This is a genomic window from Streptomyces kryoterrae, assembly GCF_054072135.1.
Window position 1 is genome coordinate 6,000,895 of sequence record NZ_CM133358.1, and the last position, 21,905, is coordinate 6,022,799.

Sequence of the window (21,905 nt, forward strand, 5' to 3'; positions counted from 1 at the left end):
GATGAACCCGGGGTGGCCGTGGAATGGCGCATGCGGGGCGTATGGGGCATGTGCGCTGTGAGGTTTTGGTTGATGTCTGGTTGATTGATTCATCTTGTGCAGCAGTTTTGGTGGCTTCTATCATCCAGGTATCTGCCCGCGAACCCAGAGGCCCTCCGATGAAGTCGATGAAGTCGATGCAGCAGCCCCAGCACTCCCTGCCCCTCGACCTGCCTGTCGACCTCGACGAAGCCGTCCATCGGTGCCTCGTCGCCGGTTTCGACGGCACCACCGGCGTCCCGGACACCCTCAAGCGGCTCATCGAGCGCGGCCTCGGCGGAGTGATCCTCTTCACCCGGAACGTGCGCGACGCGGACCAGGTCCGCCGCCTCACCGACGAGCTGCGCGCCCTGCGCCCCGATCTCCTCGTCGCCATCGACAACGAGGGCGGCGGGATCGGCCACCTCGTCGCCGCGGGCGCGCCAGAGGTGCCAGGCTCGTACGCCCTCGGCGTCGTCGACGACCCGGCCCTCACCGCCCGCTGCGCCGACGCCCTCGCCGGTCACCTCGCCTCGCTGGGCATCACCGTCTCGTACGCCCCCGTGGCCGACCTCCAGCACCACCCCGACAACCCGATCGTCCGTACCCGCTCCTTCGGCGCCGATCCGGAACTCGCCGCCCGGCACCTGCGCGCCTGGATCACCGCCACCGAGGCACGCGGTGTCGCCTCCTGCGCCAAGCACTTCCCCGGCCACGGCGGCACGGTGACCGACAGCCACCACGAGCTGGCGGTCGACCCGCGGTCGTACGACGAGATCCGCGCCGATGTCGAGCCGTTCCGGGCGGCCGTGGCGGCGGGTGTGCCGATGCTGATGAGCGCGCACGTGGTGTACCAGGCGCTGGATCCGGAGCGGCCCGCGACCCTCAGCCGGCGCATCCTGGGCGATCTGCTCCGCCACGACCTCGGCTTCGACGGGGTCCTGGTCAGCGACGCCCTGGAGATGAAGGCGATAGCCGACCGGTACGGCGAGGCGGCCGGCGCCCGGCTCGCCCTCGCCGCGGGCGCCGACCAGGTAATCGTGGCGGTACCGGACCTGGCGACCACCCTGGCCTGCCGGGACGCGGTGATCGAGGCGTTGCGGGACGGCATGCTCGCGGAGGAGCGGGTACGGGAGGCCGCCGGGCGGGTGCGGAAGCTGGCGGAGCGGTACGCGGGCGCGGTGGGGGAGGACGCGGTCGCGCCGTGGGACGCGGGTGCGGGGCTCGACGCGGCTCGGCGGGCCGTGCGGGGCGGCTCCGCCGGTTTCGGGGGTGGTCCCGGTGCGGTGCCCGTGGGGCGGGGTGCGTATGTCGTCGACCTGTTCCCGCCGCCGCATCCCGCGCTGAACTGGGGTGGAGAGGATCTGCTGAGCGCGGTGCGGGCGCTGGATCCCACGGCTTCGGGCATGGCGCTGAACGAGGCTTCGGTGGACCCTGCGGCTCTGGTGGAGGGGATTCTGTGGTGGTCGGTGGGGGTGCCGCTGGTGGTCGCCACGTCGGATGCGGGGTTGTATCCGTGGCAGAGGAGGGTGCGGGACGCGCTGGTGGCCGGGCGGGGGGACGCGGTGGTGGTGGAGACCGGGTTGCCGGACAGCGAGGGCGCGTTGTGTTCGTACGGGCGGGGGCGGGTCAACCTGCGGGCGCTGGCAGAGGTGTTGGTGGGGCGCACCGGCTGAGGCTGTCGTTGTTCCTTTCGGTACCGGCGCCGGTACCGAAAGGAACAACGACAGCCTCAGCGCGGGCCTCTCAGAGGTCCCGGACGGTCTCCTTGATTCCCCGTGCTGTCAGGTAGTTCTCGTCCTCGGCTCGCTCCGCCAGTACCACCGCCGGGCGCGTGCCCTCCGCCCGTAGTCGCGTCCACGCCTCGAAGTACGCGCCTCCAGGGCCCGAAATCGAACGGGTCCCCAGGGTGCAGTCCAGGATCAGGGCGGTCGTGCGGGGCTCGGCCGGGCGGGGGCTGGTGCGCAGGTCGGCGACCGTCTCCGCGAGGGCCTCGGCGATGGGTTTCGGGCGGCCCGTGGAGTCGAACAGGCCGAGGGTGTACTCCAGTTCGGGGAAGTCGGCCAGGGAGCGGTCGACGTCGTGGGAGCACCACCAGGTGACCCCGTACAGGTTGGCGCACTCGACGGCGTTGCGTACGGTCGCACGGGCGAAACCGGGGGCGTCGGCCGCCGGGATGTGCGGTTCGGGGGCGCCCGTTTCCTGGACCCAGACGGGCCGGGCGGGGTCCTCGGCGTACGCGGTGGCCAGTTCCACGCCGTACTCCGCGAGATGCTGGACCTGCGGGGAGCGGGGGCCGTAGCGGCGGGCGCAGTCGGCCGAGAACACCCAGGGGTGGACCGTCGTCAGGTCGCCCTTGCGGGCCGAGGCCTCCGGGGTGAAGGGGTGGTCGTCGCTGTACCAGGCGGCGTCGTACGCGGAGTGCGTGACCAGGCCCGGGGTCGATCCCAGGCCTGTGCGTGCGGCGGCCAGCAGGGTGTCCAGGTAGTGGTCGATGTCGGCCACCGTCACCGGGTTGTGTTCGACCAGGTTGTTGAGCTCGTTGCCGAGCTGGAGGCCGAGGAGGTTCGGGCGGCCGGCCAGCGCGCTGCCGAGGGTGCGCAGGAGGTTGGCCTGCGCCTCGATCGCCTCCGGGTCCGTGAAGACGTTGCGGTGGTGCCAGCTGCGGGTCCACTCCGGGTAGAAGTCGAAGCTGGAGAGGTGGCCCTGCACACCGTCCACCATGACGTCGAGGCCCGCCTCCGCCGCCACGTCCACGAGCTGCGCCACCTGGTCGACGGCCGACGCGCGGATCAGCGTGCGGTTCGGCTGGAGCAGCGGCCAGAGCGGGAAGATCCGTACGTGGTCCAGGCCCAGCCCGGCGATCTGGTCGAGATCCTCGCGGGCGAGGGCCGGGTCGAAGTCGTACCAGGAGTGGAACCAGCCCCGGCGCGGCGTGTAGTTGACGCCGAAACGAGGGGCGGAACGGGGGGCGGGGGGTGTGCTCACGGGTCCTCCACGGACGTGCGTGACTGCGCCGGGCCGCGAGTCGGGTCTTGTCCTCGGCGAATGTATGAACCACCATAGTGCGCGATGAGCAATGAATTGAACCAAGATTCGGATCGGGATACGGGCCGGGATTCCGGCCGGGGCGAACACGGTGTTCCGGGGCGCGGCGCCCTTGTCGTCGGGGTCGACGCCGGTGGCACCCGTACGCACGCCGTGCTGGCGTCCGCCTCCGACGGGCACCCGCTCGGTGAGGGCGTCGCCGGGCCGGGCAACGCCCTCACCGTCCCCGTACCGCAGCTCACCGAGCACCTCGTCGAGGCCCTCGCCCGTGCGGTGCCGGAGCCGGACCGCCCCCGGGTCGTCGCCGTCGCGGGCGGCTTCGCGGGCGCCGCCGGCACCGCCGACGAACCCGGCCGAGTCAACGCCCTCACCGCGCTGACGGAAGCCCTGCGCCGACTCGGCATCCGCGTCCCCGCGCGCGAGATCCGGATCAGCAGCGACATCGAGGCCGCCTTCGCCGCCGCCCCGGACACCCCGGCCGACGGGCTGGCCCTCGTCGCCGGCACGGGCGCCGTCGCGATGCGTATCACCGCCCGCCACTGCGAGAAGACCGTCGGCGGCGACGGCTGGCTCCTCGGCGACGACGGCGGCGGCTTCTGGATCGGCCGGGAAGCGGTCCGGGTCGCGCTGCGCATGGCGGACCGGCGGGGCGGCGACACGGCTCTGGCGGGGCTGGTGGGACGGGAGTTGGGGGTGCCGGAGACGGTTCTCCCGTACGGAGGTGCGGTATCCGCGTACGAAGGTGAGGTATCGGCGTACGGAGGTGAGGGCGCCGCTCAGCAGCCCTGGTCCCGTTCCGCCCGCGAGGCCTATCGCCGGTACGTCCTCCCCGCCGTCATGGCCGAACCGCCGGTCCGGCTGGCCCGGTTCGCCCCGCTGGTCGCCGAGGCGGCCCGGGCGGGGGACGCCCTCGCGCGGGCGATCCTTGACGAAGCCGCCGGTCATCTCGCCGACTGCGTACGGGCGTTGGAGCCGACGCCGGGCGAGACGGTGGTCGCGACGGGCGGCCTGCTCGGCCCCGAAGGCCCGCTGACCGCCCCCCTGGACCGGCAGCTGAGCGCCCTCGGCCTGGTGGCGCACTGGGTCCCCGACGGCAGCCGGGGCGCGGTGGCCCTGGCCCGACTCGCACAGGGGCCTGCCCCGCACCAGGAGAAGAAACAGTGACCGTGACCGTGTCCCCCCTCTACCGCGACCCCGCCGCCCCCGTCGGCGCCCGCGTCGCCGACCTCCTGGCCCGGATGACCCTGCGCGAGAAGGTCGGCCAGCTCAACCAGCGGATGTACGGCTGGGACGCCTACCGCCGCCGCCCGGACGGCGAGTTCGAGCTGACCGAGGCCCTCCACGAGGAGACCGACCGCTTCGAGGGCCTCGGCGCCCTGTACGGACTGCTGCGCGCCGACGCCTGGTCCGGCGTCGACCACTCGACCGGCGCCGACGCGCGGACGGGCCCGGCACTGGCCCACCTGGTCCAGCGCCACGTACTCGAACGCAGCCGCCTGGGCATCCCCGCTCTCTTCGTCGAGGAGGTACCGCACGGCCTCATGGCCCTCGACGGCACGGTCCTCCCCGTCAACCTGGCGGTGGGCGCCACCTGGGACCCGGACCTGTACGAGCGGGCGGCATCCCACGCCGCCGCCGAACTCCGCGCCCGGGGCGGCCACCTGGCCCTGGTCTCGGCGCTGGACATCGCCCGCGACCCCCGCTGGGGCCGTACGGAGGAGTGCTTCGGCGAGGACCCGTATCTCGCCGCTCGTCTGACGGAGGCGCTGGTGAGAGGCGCGCAGGGGGACATGGACGAGCAGGGGAGATTCTCGTCGGACAAGGCCCCGGTGGTCCTGAAGCACTTCGCCGGGCAGGGCGCGACGGTCGGCGGCCGGAACTCGGCCGAGTCGGAGCTGGGTCCCCGTGAACTCCACGAGATCCACCTCCCGGCAGCCAGGGCCGGTGTGCGGGCCGGTACCGCGGCGGTCATGGCCGCGTACAACGAGGTGGACGGCATCCCGTGTTCGGCCAACGGCCCTTTGCTGAACGGGTTGTTGCGCGGGAGCGGGGATCGTGGCTGGGGCTTCGAGGGTCTGGTCATGGCGGACGGCCTGGCGGTGGACCGACTGGCCCGCATCACCGGCGACAAGGTCTCCGCAGGCGCTCTCGCCCTCAACTCCGGTATCGACCTGAGCCTTTGGGACGAGGGCTTCACGCACCTCGCGGAGGCGGTGGAACGAGGCCTGGTGAAGGAGTCGGTGCTCGACGCGGCCGTATCCCGGGTCCTGACCCTGAAATTCCGCCTGGGCCTCTTCGAACACCCTTACACGACACCGGAGTTGCCGTCCGCCGAGGCCGGCCGTTCCCTGAGCACAGCCCTCGCGCGCTCGGCCGTCACCCTCCTCCACGACAACGCGGGCGTCCTGCCCGTCGACCCGGCGAGGGTCTCCCGCATAGCCGTCCTCGGCCCGCACTCCGCCACCACGGCCCACCAACTCGGCGACTACACCGCCCCCCAACGCCCCGGCACAGGAACCAGCGTCCTGGCCGCCCTCCGCGACCTCACCCTCCCGGGAACGGAGATCCGCCACGCCCGGGGCTGCGCCCTGACCGGCGACGACCTCTCCGGCATCCCGGCAGCGGTGGCGGCAGCGGCGGCCTCCGACCTGGCCGTACTGGTCCTGGGCGGCAGCAGCGCCCGTACCCCGGACACGGAGTTCGACGCCAACGGCGCGGCACGCACGGCGGTGTCGGAGATGACCTGCGGCGAGGGTGCCGACCTGGCCGACCTGCGCCTCGGCCCGGCCCAGCACGCGCTGCTCGACGCGGTGACGGCGACGGGCACGCCCACGGTGGTCGTCCTGGTCCAGGGCCGCCCGCACGCGGTCCCGGAGGCGGCGGAACACGCCGCCGCGCTGCTCACGGCCTGGTATCCGGGGCCCTGGGGCGGCGAGGCGATCGCCGAGATCCTCCTCGGGCACAGCGTCCCGACCGGCCGCCTCCCCGTCTCGGTCCCGCGCTCGGCGGCCCAACTCCCCGTCTACTACAACCACAAGGACACGGAGTACGGGTCGTACGTGGACGAGGACGCCGAGCCGCTGTACTCCTTCGGGCACGGTATGACGTACACGACGTTCGAGTACGGCGTCCCTGACATCAGTCGGGATGCCGCCGGTTGCGGGGCCGAGATCGAGGTCACGGTCACCAACACCGGTGAACGGTCGGGGCGTTCGGTGGTCCAGCTCTATGTCCGCCCGCTGCGTACGACGGTGTGGCCGCGGACCCTGGAACTCCGCGCCTTCCGATGCGTCGAACTGGCTCCGGGGGAGTGCCGTACGGTCGCGTTCGCCCTCGGGGGCGACCAACTCGCGCAGGTCGGACCTGACTTGGAGACAGCGGTACTGCCCGGGAGCGTGGAGATCAGGGTGGCGGAGTCGGCGCGCGGGGCGTTGGACGCCGTACCGGTCGTCCTCGACATCAAGGGCCGATCGTCATGCCCTCGATCACTGCTGGACACGGTCGCGAAGGCGACGGCCTGAGGGAGATGGTGAGGGCGCCGGATCAGCCGACCCGGTCCTCACCCCCGTGGACGCGGGCGGCGATGGTTCGCGCGCACACCAGGGACCCGGTGTGCGTCGTGTCGACCTCCAGGTCGTAGACGACGCCCTCGTGAACCACGTCCGCCTGGCCGGCGGCCATGCCCAGGGCCCGGTCTCCCCGGGCGACCTCGCGGCGTGCGGCGACGGCGCTCTCGCACCGGACGCCGACCCACAGCACGGGCAGATCTCCGAGAGCCTCGCGCCACCGCTGCTGGGAAGCCGCTCCGCCGAGGAAGACGTCGTCGATGACGACCCGGGCGCCGGCCCGGACCATCGCCGCGACGCCTTCCCGCCAGGCCGTCTCCAGCGCGAGGAAGTCCGCCCCGACGCTCACCTCGCCGTCCGCCGCGATCGCGATCCCCGCGTCCGACTCCCGCATCTTCGCGGGCAGGGCGTCGACGAACGAGTCACACCCGAACGCCAGCCACGGGTCCGGCAGTTCGGCCTGCAGACACCGTACGATCTCGGACTTCCCCGAGCTGGAACCACCGTTGAGAACGACCATCTGAATCTGAGCCTGAGCCTGAGCCTGAACCGGAATCGCCATCGCGTCACACTAGGGCGCCCGCTGCGGGGAACGAAACGAGTTCCGGCCGGAGCGGGCCGTCCCTGGTGCGGTGCGGCGGGTTCACCTGGCGAGTTCGGCCGGTTCGTCGAGCCGCGTCAGCTTCCGCGGGTTCCGCACGATGTAGATCCGGGTGACCCGCCCGTTCTCCACCACGAGGCTCACGGCGCTCGGCTCGCCGTTCATCTCGATCCGTCCCGCGGGTGCGCCGTTGAGCCACACGGGCGTCATCTCGAACGGGACCGCGACCTGGTTCGCGCGCGTGAGCAGCTTCGCCACCGGCTCGGCCCCGTGGAGCGGCGCCAGCACGGCGGCCACGACCCCGCCCCCGTCGGCGATCAGGACGACGTCCGGCGCCATGACCTCCAGCAGGTCCTGCAACTGCCCGGTGCGCAGGGCGAGAAGGAAACGGTCCACGACGGTCCGTTGCTCGGCCCGGCTCACCCGCACCCGCGGCTGCCGGGCGGCCACATGCTCACGCGCCCGCCGCGCGACCTGCCGTACCGTCGCCGCGGACTTCCCGATGGCCTCCCCGATCTCGCCGTACGGCATCTCGAAGACCTCGCGCAGCACGAACACCGCGCGCTCGGTGGGCCCGAGGGTTTCGAGGACGGTCAGCATCGCGATCGAGACGCTCTCCGCGAGTTCGACGTCCTCGGCGACATCGGGGCTGGTCAACAGGGGCTCCGGCAACCACTCGCCCACGTACTCCTCACGGCTGCGGGACAGCGTGCGCAGCCGGTTGAGCGCCTGCCGGGTGACGGTGCGGACCAGGTACGCCCGCGGTTCACGTACCTGCGACCTGTCGACGTCGGCCCACCGCAGCCAGGACTCCTGCAGTACGTCCTCCGCGTCGGCCGCCGAGCCGAGCATCTCGTAGGCGACCGTGAAGAGCAGGCTGCGGTGGGTGACGAAGGGATCCTCGGTCATATCGCCGCCGACACCGCGCCGGAATTCTCAGCACCGGACTCCTCAGCACCGGACTTCTCGGTTCCGGACTCCTGGGAGCGCGCGGCCAGCGGTATCCCGCACGCGTCGGAGAAGCCCTGCGAGGTGATCCCGTGCGCCGAGTTGTTCCGGGTAGCCATGTTGGCGAACCCGATGGCCGCGGTGAGTTCGACCATCGCCGCCGGACCGAGCCGGCCGAGGAGCCCCGCGTACAGCTCGTCGGTGACGGTCGTCGGCGTGTTCGTCATGGCCTCGGCGTACTCCAGTACGTCCCGTTCCAGCGGGGTGAACACGTCCGACACGCGCCAGCGGGGCACCTGGCTCGCCTTGGTCAGGTCCAGGTCCTTGTGCAGCGCCTGGAAGTAGTTGATGTCCAGGCACCAACTGCACCCGACCTGTGCGGCGACCGCCATGTGCGCGAACGTCTTGAGCCCCTCGTCGGCCATGTCCCACTCGCTCAGCTTCCCCCCGATCTCCGTGGAGTCCCGGGCGACCCTGGGATTGTGCGCGGTCACCTCGAAGGGCTCGGGCACGGCACCGAACTGCTTGACCAGGTTCTCGCTTATCTCAGCGGGGAGCGTTGCCTTCGGAATGCGCAGTGTCACGGTGTTCTCCTTGTCGGTTCCAGCGGCCTGTCGGCCTGCTGGACATGAAGACACCGCCGAACTCGGGAACGTGACAACGTGACAACCACTATGGCGCGAGGGGGCGTTCGGGTTTCCGGGCCAGGAAGGTGGCGACCGTCCTCCGCACGTTTTCGTCGGGCGCCTGCACCAGTCGCGCCGTGATCACGAGTCCGGCCCGGCTCAGCAGTTCGGCGATCCGCTCCACCGGCAGCAGATGGGCCTCGTAGGACACCGGATGGCCGCCGTACGCCTGGGTCGGACGCAGACGCAGATACTCGACGTCTCCCACGTAGCCGGCCAGCATCAGGAGGCCGCCGGGTGCGAGGGTGCGGTGGAACTCGGCGTACACGACGGGTAGTTGCTCGGGTGGGGTGTGGTGGGTGGAGTAGTAGGCGAGGATGCCGCCGAGTTCGCCGTCCCGCTGCGCGAGGGCGGTCATCGAGCCCACGGTGAAGCTCAGGTGAGGGTGGGCCCGGCGGGCCAGCTCGATCATCTTCGGGGACAGGTCGACGCCGAACGCGGGCACGCCCAGGGCTGCCAGGTGCGCGGTCACCTTGCCGGGTCCGCATCCCAGGTCCGCGACCGGGCCGGCGTCGGCCACGCGCAGGGCTTCGGCGAAAGCGGCCAGCATCGCGCGCGACAACGGGTCCAACTCCGCCGGGTTCTTGACGAGTTGGACGTAGTCGGCGGCGACGGTGTCGTACGAGTCGCGGATCGCGGTGAGGTGGGTGGGGGAGGGGTCGTGGGTCACGCGGGGGACTTTAGGGGAGGGGACTGACACCGACACCCCTGTCGCGACCTGACGGTCAGGTCTTCTGGTACGCCTTCAGGTCCTTGACGAGCAGATAGGTGTTCGATAGGTGTTCTGCAGATGCGCGCACAGCGCGGCCGTGGCGGCGGTCACGGCCATGACGGTCTTCTTGCGGCGGGTATGTGCGTGCGACCCCATGGCCGTACCTCCGTCTACGGGCGGTCAGTTGTCGATGGTGTAGGGGTCTCCGTAGACCTTCCACCGCAGCGGCGGGTTCAGGTCGAGGTTGCCCGCACGCAGGAAGACGCGCTGCTCGGTGTCGACGCGGCTGGTGTCACTGTGCGCTTCCTCGGTCTTCATCGCCGCCTTGCGGGCGTCGAGGAAGGCGTTCAGGTAGGCCGTTTCGTCACCACCCTGGGCAGGCGTCCTGACCTTCTTGATGGCTGTCTTGCGTATGCCGCCGAAGCTGACCGGGTCGTCACCGGGGCCGTGCATCACGATCGCGTCGTAGTAGATGAACTGCCCCAGCGTCCTCAGCCCGTCGCTCTTGGCCTGCTTGACCGCCGGGTCGAAGTACACCCGGTCCCGCTCCGAGTCCTGGGCCTGCTGGAAGACCTTGTCCTTGGCCGCCGTACGCCAGTCCGCCACGAACGCGTCGCCGAGCCCACTGTGCGAATCGGACCCGTTCACCCGCTTGAGCGCCGGCAGGTACTTGGCCAGCACGTTGCCCGGCTTCACCTGCGTGTACGCCTGGACGAGGTCCAGCATGTCCCCGGTACCGGAACAGAAGCCGACGATCCCGGCCGTGTAGCCGCGCCCGTCACCGATGTCCTCGATGTACTGGTACTGGGCCTTCCAGTCCAGCGAGGAGTTCTCCGCGCTGGAGACCAGCTCCATCGCGATCTCCTTCTTCCGGGCGTCGTCCAGCCCGACCCCCGCCACGGCCCTCGCCGTCGGCAGCCCGGCATCCGCGGTGCCGCCTGCGTGTGCGGTGCCAAGAGACACGGCTGCCGCCGCGAGCAACGCCGACCCGAACACCAGCCCGGTCGTCCGCCGCGACAGACGCCTGTCAGGAATAACCCTCATGAATTGTTCGCCCTTCGAATGCGATCGAATGAGTGACAGTCGCTCACGCTAGCGATCGCACATTGGGCAAACGCACCAACTCGGACGCGCACATAAACCTTTAAGGTCGATTTAAGGTTTTCTTATGCATTGACTGCATCGACTGCATCGACCTGCCTGGTTGAGTGGCTGAAATGTGACCACGAAATCGAAAGTGCCTCTGAGCTGCGAAGACAGGAACCTGCTGAAAATCCAACACGAAATGTTGAATGAGGAAATCTGCTGCCGCGACGGCGGGCGGAAAACTCGTGTGGATTAGCACACGTTCCTCGGGTTACTCCGGGGAAGCCATTTCAAAGTAGGTCCACATAAGGAGAGGGGCTCCGCCACCGAGGAACCCCCTCCCCCCTCACAGCTTCACCGCCCCCGAAGCCACCCCCCGGTAGAACCACCGCTGCGTGATGACGAACAGCACCAGCACAGGCACCACGGAGATCACCGACCCCGCCATCACCATCCGCTGGTCGTACCCGAACGACGAGCTCTGCAGGCGTGAAAGCCCCAGTGTGAGCGTCATGTTGCTCTCGGAGCGCAGCACGATCAGCGGCCACAGGAAGTCGTCCCAGGCGCTGATGAACGTGTTGATGACGACCACCATGATCGCGCCCCACGCGGACGGCAGATACAGGTACTTGAAGCGCTGCCACTCGTTCGCGCCGTCCAGCATCGCCGAGTCCTCGATCTCGCGCGGGACCGCGAGGAACGCGCCGCGCATCAGCATGACGTTGATGGCGCCGACGAAGCCCGGCAGCCATACGCCGGCCAGGCTGTCGACCAGGCCCAGGTCGCGGATGCTGATGAACAACGAGACCATGATCGACTCGAAGGGGAACATCATCGAGGCGATCAGCACCACCCAGACCGCCCTGCGGCCCTTCCAGGAGGGCTTGGAGAGCATGTAGCCGGCCGTGGTGGAGAAGACCAGCTGGCTGGTGACCGACAGGGCGACCACGATCAGGCTGTTCTTGATGTACGACCACACCGGCACCTGGTCGAAGACCGTCCGGTACGCGCGCAGGGTCGGGTCGTGCGGCAGCAGGGTGGCGTTCGCGCCGAAGACGTCCTCGCTCGTGCCCTTCAGGGAGGCCAGCAGCTGCCACAGGAGCGGGCCCACGGTGAGGCCGAGGACCAGGAGGAGGAGCAGATAGCGGACGACCAGCTCGCGCGGGCGGCCGTAGTCACGCCAACGCGGCAGCAGGCGACGGCCCTTGGCCTCGACGACGGTCGTCGTCATGACTCGTCCTCCTTGGTCAGGCGCTGCGCCAGCAGGGTCAGGCCCAGGGTGAGTGCGAACAGGGCGACGCTGACGGCCGAGCCGTAGCCGGCGTTGCCGGTGATCGGGTCCAGGCCGACGTCCCGGATGTAGAACGGCAGGGTGCGGTCGGCGCCGCCGGGGCCGCCGGTGGAGCTGCCGAGCATGTAGATCTCGGTGAAGACCCGCAGGGAGCCGATGCCGGTGAGGGTGCCGACGAGCATCATGGCCGTCCGGACGCCGGGGATCGTGATGTTCCAGAAGCGGCGGACCGCGCCGGCGCCGTCCATCTGGGCGGCCTCGTGCAGTTCCTTGGGCACGTTCCCGAGGGCGGCCAGGTAGAAGACCATGTACCAGCCAAGGCCCTTCCACAGGGTCAGGCCCATCGCGGAGAGCAGGATCAGCCACGAGTCGGAGAGGAAGGGGATCGCCGACCTGATCAAGTGGGCTTTCTCCAGCCAGGTGTTGACCAGGCCGTCGTCCGCGAGCAGCCACTGCCAGCTCAGGCCCACGACCACGCTGGAGGCGAGCACCGGCGTGTAGAAGGCGGAGCGGAAGAAGCCGATGCCGGGCAGGTTCTTCTCCACCAGGACGGCGAGCATCAGCGGCAGCAGCACCATCAGGGGCACGACGATCACCGCGTACAGGATGCTGTTGCGGGTCGCGAGCCAGAAGTCGTCGTCCTGGAGCATCCGCGTGTAGTTGTCGAGTCCGACGAAACTCGCGGCGCCGCCCAGCGGCTTGGCGTTGGTGAACGACAGCAGGACCGTGTTGAGGAACGGGAACACCCCGAAGACCACCGCGCACACGATCGCGGGGGCGGTCCACAGCCACGGCAGCCACCAACGGCGGTACATGGCCGCTCCGTTGGCCCCGGGAGCGGGACCGGGCAGCGCGGCCCCGGCGAGTCGGCGGAGGCGGGACGGGGCCGGGCCCGGCGTGGAGGTCAGGGGCTCCACGCCGGACACCGGGTTCGTGATCTGTGCCGTCACCGTCAGCTGCCCTGCTTCAGCAGCTCGTTCGACTTCTCCTGGGCGTCCTTCACGGCGTCCGCCGCGCTCTTCTTGCCCTGCATGGCCAGCTGCACCTGGGACACGATGGCGTTCTGCACGGCAGGGGAGAGGTTGGTCTGGTTGGTGGAGGCCGTCTTGAGCTGGTCGGCGACGAGCTTGCGGGCCTGGGAGAACGGGTCGGTGCCGGTGACGTTCTGGAAGAACGGGTCGTTCAGCGACTCGGTGGTGGTCGGGAAGATCACCACGGCCGGGTCCTTGCACCAGGCCGTCTGGTTCTCGGCGTTGGTGAGGAACTCCGCGAACGCGAGCGCCACCGGGGCGTGCTTGCTGGTCGCGGCGACCGAGATGTACTGCGGGGCGCCGGCAGAGGCGACGCCGAGGGCGTCGTAGGGCTGCTGGCCGACGACCGTCTTGGCGTAGACCGACGGGCTGTTCTGCTTGACGAACCGCACGAAGCTCGGGTTCGTCGAACCGTAGGCCACCTTGCCCTGGCTGTAGAGCGTGGACGGGTCGTTGCTGGAGGACAGCGAGTCCTTCGGCATCGCGCCCTCCTTGTACAGCTTCGCCATCCACTCCACCCACTGGGCGGTGCGCGGGTCGTCGCCGAAGACGGCGGACTTGCCGTCGGTGGAGAGGACCTTGATGCCCATCTGGTCGAAGTCGGCCGGGATGCGCCAGATCGGGTTGGCCATCGTCGCGAAGTACTTGCCGTCGGAGGCCTTGGCGATCTTCTCGTAGTCGGCGAAGAGCCCGAAGATGCTCGTCGGAGGCTTGGCCGGGTCGATGCCGGCCTTCCCCAGCAGGTCCTTGTTGTACGTCAGCAGGACGCCGCCGGTGTACCAGGGCAGCGTGGTGTGGATCGACTTGCCGGAGGCGTCCGCGAAGGTGGCGGTCTTCCAGAACGACGGGACGAAGGGCTTGGACGAGTCCGGGTCCTTGGTGCCGATGTCCAGCAGGTAGCCGGCCTTGGTGAGGGCGGTCGCCGTCGGCGCGTTGACGTTGATGACGTCGGCCATCGTGCAGGCCTGGGCGTCGGCGACGGTCCGGTTGGTGAAGGTGTTGTCGCCGGGGTCGTCGATCCACTTGACCTTGGTGCCGGGGTGGGCCTTCTGGAAGTCGGCGATCACGCCGTTGAAGAAGTCGCCGAAGTCTTTCTTCAGGTTGGTGGTCTGGAAGGTGATCGTGCCCTTGACATCACCGGTGAGCTTCCCGGAGCCGACGTTGCCCTTGTCGACCGAGCAGCCGCCGGCGGTGGCGTCGCCGCTGTCGTCGGAGCCTCCGGAGAGGCCGCATCCGGCGGCCGTCAACGTCAGTACGACGAGACAGGACAGGGATCCGGTCAGTCTTCTTGCGCGCATTGCTGCTGCCCTCCAGGATGCTGGTTTGATTCACCAACTTCGACTCCGAATGATGAAAATGTGGACCAGAATTCATCGGAGGTCAATGGGGTGCCGTGTTGCTTTTAGGTTCCGGAACCTGACGACAATCTGACGACGACCGCTTCAGTGGCGGTGCTCGTGGTCCAAGTGGGACGGGTCCCCGGGGTGCTCGTGCCCGGGCGCGTACACCACGTCGACCCGCGCCAGGTCGAGCCACGAGAAGAAGGCGCGCCGGCCCGCCGCCTGCCTCAACTCGCCCTCGATACCGGCCTTTACCTGCTCGTACGGCAGGAAGTCGGCATCCCTCGGCTCACCGAAGGGCCCGCCGAAGGGGTCGACTCCGCGCCGCATCGCGGCCTGCGTGAGGAACCGGTCCCGGTTGCGTTCGTAGTACTCCCACAGGGCCGCCTCGGGAATCGCCTGGTGCCCTTCGAGGTGCCCCAGCAGTGCCCGCGCGGCGGCCGAGTAGGCCAGCACGACCGCGACGATGCTCCCGAGTCCGGCGACGTTCGCCTCCGGCACGGCGGTCAGTAGACCTGCGTGGGGCGGTTCCGGAGGCTTCAGCCCTCGCTCGGCACACGCCCGCCGCGCGAGAACGTCCGCCACGACCACCTGGGTTGCCCAGCGCCGCCGCTGCCGCTCCGCTCGCGCGAGCGCCTCGGGCCGTGTCCTGTCGCCATCGCGCGCCGGTACGGCCGCCAGAACCGCGTCGACCCGCTCCCGGGCGACGGGTTCACCGCGTACGAGAGCGCAGGCGCCCTCGGGCGGACGCACAGGTGGATGCGTGTGTGGACGCGCGTGCGGATACCCACGCTCATGTTGCTCGTTCATGGCGTCACCTCCAGAACCACGGCCTCCGTGTACGCCACGCACCCGTGCCAGCCGACCTTCGCCATCAGCCAGTACGACCCCGGCGCCAGCGCCCCGCCGTCCACCTCGATCCCGCACTCCACCGACTCCCCGGCCGGTACGGCGAACCCCCGCACCCCGGGCCCGACCCCCGCCCACGTCCCCCACGAGGACACGGCCCACAACGTGCCGTTGATCTCCCCGAGGGTGGTGTTGCGCAGGCTCACCGGAACTCGTAGGCGCTCTCCTCGCCGCACGACGACCCGGTCAACCCCCAGCCGTGTCACCAGAGTCGGGCCGGTACGCCCGTCCGGCGCGCGCTCCTCCGGCACGGTGCCCGGCACGTCCAGGGCCACGACATCCTCGTACACCTGACCCCCGTACGGCAGGCGGGCGGTGAGCCAGTGGCGGCCGGGTGGGGCGTCCTTCGGTGGGGTCACCGTGACCTCGGTGAGGGTGAAGCCGGCGGGGCCGAGGGCGTACGGCAGCTCGGCCGGTTCGGCGGACCAGCCCGGCGGGACGCCGAGCGCCAGCGTGCCGGAGACGGGGGAGTCGGTCAGCTCGGAGCTGATGCGGATGGTCGCCGTCACCGGCCCGGAGGCGGTGAGGGCGGTGGGGGAGAGGTAGACGGCGACGGGCAGGTTGCCGCGCGGGGCCGGGCCGGAGTTGTGGAGCCAGTAGCGGGTGTGGACGGGCTGGGCGGGCTCGTACGCGTCGATCGCTTCGATCGTCTCGATGCCCATGCCTTCAACTCCCATGCCCTCAACGGTCGCTGTGCTGGCGGGAGTTATCAGCACGGTGGCGACCTCGAAGCCCGTCAGGTCGGCCCCGAGAACGCCGTCCGCGTCCGGGGGCAGCGGCTCACCGGGTGTCTCCAGGACGTCGGCACGGGCGCCGTCCGTCCAGGCAACCGGCCCGCGCACCCGCGCCGACGTCGGCCGGCCGTTCACCTCGTGCATCCGTACGACGACACCGCGCCCCGGATCGGCGGGCGCCACGCTCCCCCGGGCGAGCGGCGAACCGGCGGGCTTGAGGGCGTCGAGGAGCACCTCACCGGCGGGTTCGAGGCTCAACAGGGTTGTGGTGCGCGGGAGTTCGGCAGTGGCCGCAGTGTCTGTGGTGTCCGTGGAGTGGCCCCGAACGCGCGCCCGCAACGGGTGGTTGTACGCGTGCCCCGCCTGCGGCAGCCGCAGCTCGCGCCAGTCGCCCGTGCCGCCCAGCACGGCGTACTCGAAGGTGTGCGACCAGTGTTGGAGCTGGAACGCGGAGCCGTCGGGGGCCGTGCGGCGGGGCGGGTCGACCCAGAAGCCCGACGGCCAGCCGGTGCAGGAGCGCATCAGGGACATGTAGAGGTCGCCGGAGGGCGTGACCACGCAGCCGGGTGTACCCCGGTTGAGGACGGCGAAGCCGGTGCCGTCCCAGGTGTCACCCGGTGGCAGCGCCTCGCCGCCACCGGCCGACGTGACATGGACGACGGCGTCGCCGAGGTCGGCGATCAGCGCGCCCACCGCCTCGGCGTCGCCCTGCGGACCACTGCCCGCCACCACGAGCAGCGGCAGCCGCTCCAGGTCGCGCAGGTCGGCCCCCGGCACCCACTCCTCGCGCAGCCCGGAACGCGGCGCGACCCATACGGCGGCCACGCCCGACTCGGCGACCTGGCGCCGGAGTTCACGACCGGCGGCCGGGTCCATGCCAAGGGCCTCGGCGACGACGGAGTTGCGGTCGGGGGTGCCCACGGCGATCCGGATGTCGGGGAGGTTGGAGTCGATCTCCAGGTCGCCGTAGCGCTGGCCGTCGGCGATCGTCGAGGTGGCCGTCACCCCCACCCGGACGAGGGCGGCGGCGAGTTCGGCACCGAGGTCGCCGGCCTCGCTCCAGGACGGGTAGACCAACTCGGCGACACCGATGGCCCGTTCGCCGAGGAGTGTGCCCGAGTCGTCGTGCACGGCCACCCGGGCGGTGCTCCCCAGGCCGAACCAGTTGTTGGCCGGGTTGTCGAGCGTCCACGGGAACCGCTCGCTGTCCACCTCCACGAACCCGAACCCGCGCCCGATGACCGCGTCGGCCACCTCGTGCACGGGCAGCCCGCCCTGGACGTTTGAGGGCCAGCGGACCCGGATGAGCCGGTCGGAACCGTCGTACCCGTCGATGGTCGTCGACACGTCGAGCCGGTCGATGCCCTTCCACAGGGTCAACTGCTGCGTGTAGGTCAAGAGTTGGTCGAGGGTGCCGGTGACGGTGATCCGGGACCCCGCCGCGGAGTGTGCCACCTTCACCGAAGCCGTCACGCTTCCGCTGCGGGCGGCCGTCGTCCCGGTCGGGGTGAGATGCCAGGGCCCCTCGCCGAACTTCGGGTGCGTCGGATACTCCTCCTGCACGACCAGCTCGTTGCCGATGTCACCGGCGCGCAGCAACTCCCGCCCATTCCCGGCGAGTTGGCGCAGGCTGCTGACGCCGCCGCCGTGACCGGGGTCGACCGTCACCTCGTAGAACTCGTTGCGGATGGTCAGGCCGTCGCCCGGAGTCCAGCCGGGCACCGAACCCTCCCCGAGCGGCAGCGCCTTGAGCCCGAGGCCGGGTACGTCGGGCACCACGACCCGGAGTTCACCATCCGCCTCCCGAACAGCCGGCAGGGGCAGCCCAGTTGTGTTGTCGAGGGGGACGAGGCCGTCGGGCAGGTCGACGGCCAGGACGTCCCGGCGTTGCCAGGTCGCGGAGTTGAGGACGACGAGGTCGGGGCCGCCGCCGGGCAGCGGGGTCACCCGGTCGGCGAGGGCCTGGGTGGCGTCGGCGTGCACGGACTCGGCGAGGTCGTACAGTTCGCGCCAGCCGGTCATCAGGTCGATGTAGACCTGGTCGGACTCGGAGCCGGTGACCGCGTCGTGGTGGGCGCCGTAGATCAGCTGCCGCCAGGCCTTGTCGAGGGCGGCGTCGGGATAGGCGCGCCCGGTGACGAGGGAGGCGAGTGTCGCCCAGGCCTCGGCGTCGGCGAGGAGTGTCTCGCCGTACCGCTGGGCCTGCTTGGTGTCGATGTACGAGACGTCCTTGCCGGTGTAGACCGGGTTCATGTCCCGTGTCTGCGGCGAGGCCCTGCGCCCCTCGGCGTCGAGTTCGGCGCGTACGGCGGCGAAGAAGTCGCGGGGGATCGCCGAGACGAAGCGCGGCCAGACGTACCGCTCGTTCCAGTCGCGGTGGATGGCCATGACCCAGCGGCAGGGCGGCGCGTAGTCGCCACCGACGGGCAGAAGGATGTTGCGGGTGAGTGCGACCTTCTTCAGCCCGGTGAACAGCTTGAGGGCCGCGGCCTCCGCCGCCGGGAGCGTGGGCGCGTTGTCGATGGCCCAGCCGGCGGCGTAGTGGTTGACCATGTACGCGGTGAGGAGACCGCGTCCGGAAGGGGCGATCCAGTCGAACTCGGCCTGGAACTGCATCCGTTGGGGGTCACGGGGTTCGTCCCCGAAGACCGACATGGTGGGCCCCCACTGGTGGAAGGGCCCACGGGCCCAGGAACTTGAGGAGAGCCCCGCGTCGGCCATCAGCCCCGGGAACTGGGGGTCGTGCCCGAAGGCGTCCAACTGCCAGGCGGTGTGCGGGTCGGCGCCGAGGATCCCGCGCTGGAAGCCGTCGCCGTAGAGGGCGTTGCGTACGGTCGCCTCGGCGCCGGTGAGGTTGGTGTTGGGCTCGTTGTAGGTGCCGCCCATGATCTCGACGCGCCCGGTGCGCAGCAGTTGCCGCAGAAACGCGCGCTCCTCGGGGAAGGCGTCCCAGTACGGCTTCAGGTAGTCGACCTCGGCGAGCACGAAGGTGTACGCGGGGTCGCGGCGCGCGAGGTCGATGTGCGCGCGGACGAGGCTGATGCCCGACTGACCGCGCCAGTCGTAGGTGCGCGCGGGCAGCCCGGAGGCGGCCGGGTCGTCGACGTCGTCCCAGGTCTCGGTGTAGGCGGCCTGGGTGTTCCACCAGACGGGGTCGTAGTGGAAGTGGTTGACCATGAACATGGTCCAGCCGGGCTCGGCGACGAGGAGGCAGCCGGTGAGGGAGGCCCGCCGGTCGGGGTCGTCGGTGTCCTCGGCGGTGACGGTGATGTGGGTGCGCTCGCCGGGGGGCAGGTCGCAGACCACGGGTATCTCGACGTGGAGGGTGCCGTCGTCACCGACGGTCGCGAGCGTCTCCCCGTCGGCGCGGACGCCGGGGCCTTCGGCGGTGAGACGGACCGTACGGCCGGCGGTGTGGCCGATCCCGGCGGTCACCACCTGCCGCGGGTGCTCGGCGCCGCCGACGAACAGCTCGGTCGACTCGACTGAGGTGACACGCATGGGTCTCCTACGAGGCCTACGGGAGAAACGGGGGGCGCCTATCGTGGCACCGTCCGGATGGTTCAAACAACCATCCTCAAGTTTCCTTGGTGGTTCATCCATGCAAAAGCCGCCTCGGGGTGACATCACCCGAGGCGGCTTCTGTGCCGTTCTGTGCGACTGCTCAGCGCGTACGGCGGGACTTCACCGCATGCTCCCTGGCGATGTGGTCGGTGAGGGCGAGGGAGGCGCTGGCGCGTTGGTAGGAGAGCTGGGCGACCCGGACGTACAGCAGGTCGATGAGGACGAGTACGGAGTGGCGGGCGCCGATGCTCTCGGTACGGAAACTGGTCTCCGAGGAGGACGAGATGAGCCGTACGTCGGCGGCGCGGGCCAGCGGTGACTTCGGATCGGCGGTGATGGCGACGGTGGTGGCGCCACGCTGCTTGGCCAGTTCGAAGGGCTCGATGGTCTCGCGGGTGGAGCCGGAGTGCGAGATGCCGATGGCGACGTCGGCGGGGGTGAGGAGGGCGGCGGAGGTGAGGGCCGCGTGCACCTCGGTCCAGCCGCGCACCGCGCACCCGATGCGGAAGAGCCGCGTCTCGGTCTCCTGGGCGACGGCGCCGCTGCCGCCGACGCCGTACACGTCGATGCGGCGGGCGCGGGCGGCGGCCTGGCCGGCGCGCTCGATCGAGTCGAGGTCGATACGGTCGATGGTCTGCTGGATGGCACGGAGATCGGCGCTGCCGACGACCTGGACGACCCGCTCCAGGCTGTCGTCGGGCGAGATGTCGGGCCCGATCTCGGCGGTGCCCCAGTCGGAGACCTCGCCGCGACCGCGCTCCTGGGCCAGCTCGATGAGGAGATGCTGGTAGGAGTCGAGGCCGATGGCACGGCAGAACCGGGTGACCGTGGCCTGGGAGGTGCCGGTACGCCGGCCCAGCTCGGCGGCCGAGCAGTGGGTGACGGCGGCGGGATCCTCGAGGATCAGCTCACCCACCTTCCGCAGGGAGCCGGCGAGGCGCGGCAGCTCCGTACGGATGAGGGTGGTGACGTCGGTCGGGGGCATCCCGTTGCCGGAGCCGGTCCGTTCCATGGGGTTACCGATCTCCTCGGCGCTGTACTGGCGGTAGTGCGGATGGCAGGGACGAATGTATCAGCCACCGTCTGTAGGGCAGTTTGAATTCCAGGACCAGGAGAGACCAGGGGAGGCGCGGGAGAGGTGCGGGAGAGGCCAGGAGAGACATGCGGGGCGTTGCTCGCAGCCCGTACACTGTGATTCAGTGATTCACTGATAGCGATAGAGCGGGTGGTTCAATCCACCGGTGGGGAGTGCCGAGTGTCCGTCGAGTCCGTCAGCGCGCAGGGGTTCGTGCGTGAGAGCCGGGCCGTTCTCGACCGCGTCACCGGGTCGGAGGCGGTCCAGGAGTCGGTGACCCGTGCCGCCGGGCTGATCGCGGACTGCATCCGCGCGGACGGCGTCATCCAGGCCTTCGGTACGGGCCACTCCCAGGCCCTCGTCCTGGAACTGGCGGGCAGGGCCGGCGGCCTCGTCCCCACCAACCGCCTGAGCATGGCCGACCTCGTCCTCTATGGCGGCGACGACCCCAGCGCCCTCGACGACCCGCTCCTGGAACGCAAACCGGGCATCGCCGAGCGCCTGTACGAACTCGCGGCGCCGCACCCGGCCGACCTGTTCGTGATCATCTCCAACTCGGGCGTCAACAACGTCATCGTCGAGATGGCCCTCCGGGCGAAGGAACGCGGCCACAAGATCCTCGCGATCACGTCCCTCACCCACACCCGCACGGTCCCGGCGGGCCACACCAGCGGCAGGAAGCTGGCCGACATCGCGGACGTGGTCCTCGACAACGCGGCCCCCACGGGCGACGCGCTCCTCGAACTCCCGGGCGGCGGCGCGGTGTGCGCGCTGTCCACCCTGACCGGCGTGATGCTGGTGCAGATGACGGTCGCGGAAACGGCGGCGGCACTGATCGAGGCGGGGGAACGCCCGCCGGTGTACGTGTCGGCGAACGTGCCCGGGGGGTTCGAGGGGAACCTGGGGCTGGAGCGGCACTACGGGGGTCGGATTCGACGGCCTGCGAGCTGAGCGGACGTACGCGACCGGCATCTGCCGTTGTGTACACATGGCACACCCGGTACCTTGAGTACATGACGCAGATGCCCATAGAGTCCATCCGTGACGTCCGCGCACACCTTGCCGAAGTCGTCGAGCGGGCCGAGCGCGATGACCAGCCCACCGTGATCACGCGACGAGGAAAAGAAGTCGCCGCCGTCGTCTCGATCGACGTCCTGCGCAAGTACCAGCAGTGGGAAGAGCGCGAGATCAACCGCATCATCGACGAGCGGATGGCGAACCGCTCGGCCGGCGTCCCCATCGAGGACATCATGAAGGAGACGCTGGCACGCAGTGACTGAGCACAGCGTGACTGAG

18 protein-coding genes are annotated in these 21,905 nt (G+C 70.3%); 5 read left to right on the top strand and 13 right to left on the bottom strand.

Annotation, left to right across the window (positions count from 1 at the left end; all coding sequences use genetic code 11):
• Window positions 1–167: 167 nt before the first annotated feature.
• Window positions 168–1,694 carry a beta-N-acetylhexosaminidase gene (gene nagZ / locus ACW4TU_RS26515; protein ID WP_457417276.1) on the top strand — a complete coding sequence of 509 codons (1,527 nt, stop codon included), beginning with the start codon at window positions 168–170 and terminating at the stop codon, window positions 1,692–1,694.
• Between the two features lie 70 nt (window positions 1,695–1,764).
• On the opposite strand, the gene ACW4TU_RS26520 is transcribed toward nagZ, so the two are convergent.
• Window positions 1,765–3,006, bottom strand: a complete 1,242-nt coding sequence (locus ACW4TU_RS26520; RefSeq protein WP_457417277.1) for a glycoside hydrolase 5 family protein — start codon at window positions 3,004–3,006, stop codon at window positions 1,765–1,767.
• 84 nt (window positions 3,007–3,090) lie between these two features.
• On the opposite strand from ACW4TU_RS26520, the gene ACW4TU_RS26525 reads away from it, so the two are divergent.
• Both ACW4TU_RS26525 and ACW4TU_RS26530 read left to right on the top strand, forming a co-directional pair.
• A complete protein-coding gene (locus ACW4TU_RS26525; protein ID WP_457417278.1) occupies window positions 3,091–4,230 on the top strand; it encodes an N-acetylglucosamine kinase in 1,140 nt (379 codons plus the stop codon).
• A gap of 74 nt (window positions 4,231–4,304) precedes the next feature.
• Window positions 4,305–6,587 (top strand): glycoside hydrolase family 3 N-terminal domain-containing protein, encoded by a 2,283-nt coding sequence (locus ACW4TU_RS26530; RefSeq protein ID WP_457430308.1) that lies wholly within the window; start codon window positions 4,305–4,307, stop codon window positions 6,585–6,587.
• A gap of 22 nt (window positions 6,588–6,609) precedes the next feature.
• Here the strand turns inward: ACW4TU_RS26530 and cpt are convergent, their stop codons facing one another.
• The 12 genes from cpt to ACW4TU_RS26590 form a co-directional block, all read right to left on the bottom strand.
• The gene (gene cpt / locus ACW4TU_RS26535; protein WP_457417279.1) at window positions 6,610–7,152 is read right to left on the bottom strand and encodes a chloramphenicol phosphotransferase CPT; all 543 of its coding nucleotides are present in this window, start codon (window positions 7,150–7,152) and stop codon (window positions 6,610–6,612) included.
• Window positions 7,153–7,275: 123 nt separating this feature from the next.
• On the bottom strand, window positions 7,276–8,142 hold the full coding sequence (locus ACW4TU_RS26540) for an RNA polymerase sigma-70 factor (protein ID WP_457417280.1): 867 nt from the start codon (window positions 8,140–8,142) through the stop codon (window positions 7,276–7,278).
• Entirely contained in the window at window positions 8,139–8,765 is a 627-nt protein-coding gene (locus tag ACW4TU_RS26545; RefSeq protein ID WP_457417281.1) for a carboxymuconolactone decarboxylase family protein, read from the bottom strand. The genes ACW4TU_RS26540 and ACW4TU_RS26545 overlap by 4 nt, the downstream gene beginning before the upstream one ends.
• Before the next feature lie 88 nt (window positions 8,766–8,853).
• The gene (locus tag ACW4TU_RS26550; RefSeq protein ID WP_457417282.1) at window positions 8,854–9,537 is read right to left on the bottom strand and encodes a class I SAM-dependent methyltransferase; all 684 of its coding nucleotides are present in this window, start codon (window positions 9,535–9,537) and stop codon (window positions 8,854–8,856) included.
• Between the two features lie 75 nt (window positions 9,538–9,612).
• Window positions 9,613–9,735, bottom strand: coding sequence for a hypothetical protein (locus ACW4TU_RS26555; protein ID WP_457417283.1), 123 nt, complete (start codon window positions 9,733–9,735; stop codon window positions 9,613–9,615).
• Window positions 9,736–9,759: 24 nt separating this feature from the next.
• Window positions 9,760–10,623, bottom strand: a complete 864-nt coding sequence (locus ACW4TU_RS26560; RefSeq protein WP_457417284.1) for a chitosanase — start codon at window positions 10,621–10,623, stop codon at window positions 9,760–9,762.
• Between the two features lie 388 nt (window positions 10,624–11,011).
• The gene (locus tag ACW4TU_RS26565) at window positions 11,012–11,896 is read right to left on the bottom strand and encodes a carbohydrate ABC transporter permease (protein ID WP_457417285.1); all 885 of its coding nucleotides are present in this window, start codon (window positions 11,894–11,896) and stop codon (window positions 11,012–11,014) included.
• Window positions 11,893–12,906, bottom strand: a complete 1,014-nt coding sequence (locus ACW4TU_RS26570; RefSeq protein ID WP_457417286.1) for a carbohydrate ABC transporter permease — start codon at window positions 12,904–12,906, stop codon at window positions 11,893–11,895. Before ACW4TU_RS26570 ends, ACW4TU_RS26565 begins: the two co-directional genes overlap by 4 nt.
• Before the next feature lie 2 nt (window positions 12,907–12,908).
• Complete coding sequence (locus ACW4TU_RS26575) at window positions 12,909–14,285, bottom strand: extracellular solute-binding protein (RefSeq protein ID WP_457417287.1); 1,377 nt, start codon at window positions 14,283–14,285, stop codon at window positions 12,909–12,911.
• Between the two features lie 144 nt (window positions 14,286–14,429).
• Window positions 14,430–15,137, bottom strand: coding sequence for a peptidyl-prolyl cis-trans isomerase (locus ACW4TU_RS26580; RefSeq protein ID WP_457417288.1), 708 nt, complete (start codon window positions 15,135–15,137; stop codon window positions 14,430–14,432).
• A complete protein-coding gene (locus tag ACW4TU_RS26585; protein WP_457417289.1) occupies window positions 15,134–19,471 on the bottom strand; it encodes a glycoside hydrolase family 38 N-terminal domain-containing protein in 4,338 nt (1,445 codons plus the stop codon). Before ACW4TU_RS26585 ends, ACW4TU_RS26580 begins: the two co-directional genes overlap by 4 nt.
• Before the next feature lie 163 nt (window positions 19,472–19,634).
• Window positions 19,635–20,519 carry a MurR/RpiR family transcriptional regulator gene (locus ACW4TU_RS26590; RefSeq protein WP_164414090.1) on the bottom strand — a complete coding sequence of 295 codons (885 nt, stop codon included), beginning with the start codon at window positions 20,517–20,519 and terminating at the stop codon, window positions 19,635–19,637.
• Window positions 20,520–20,789: 270 nt separating this feature from the next.
• On the opposite strand from ACW4TU_RS26590, the gene ACW4TU_RS26595 reads away from it, so the two are divergent.
• Complete coding sequence (locus ACW4TU_RS26595) at window positions 20,790–21,560, top strand: sugar isomerase domain-containing protein (protein WP_457417290.1); 771 nt, start codon at window positions 20,790–20,792, stop codon at window positions 21,558–21,560.
• 62 nt (window positions 21,561–21,622) lie between these two features.
• Window positions 21,623–21,889 (top strand): type II toxin-antitoxin system Phd/YefM family antitoxin, encoded by a 267-nt coding sequence (locus ACW4TU_RS26600; protein ID WP_457417291.1) that lies wholly within the window; start codon window positions 21,623–21,625, stop codon window positions 21,887–21,889.
• Window positions 21,890–21,905: the final 16 nt, after the last annotated feature.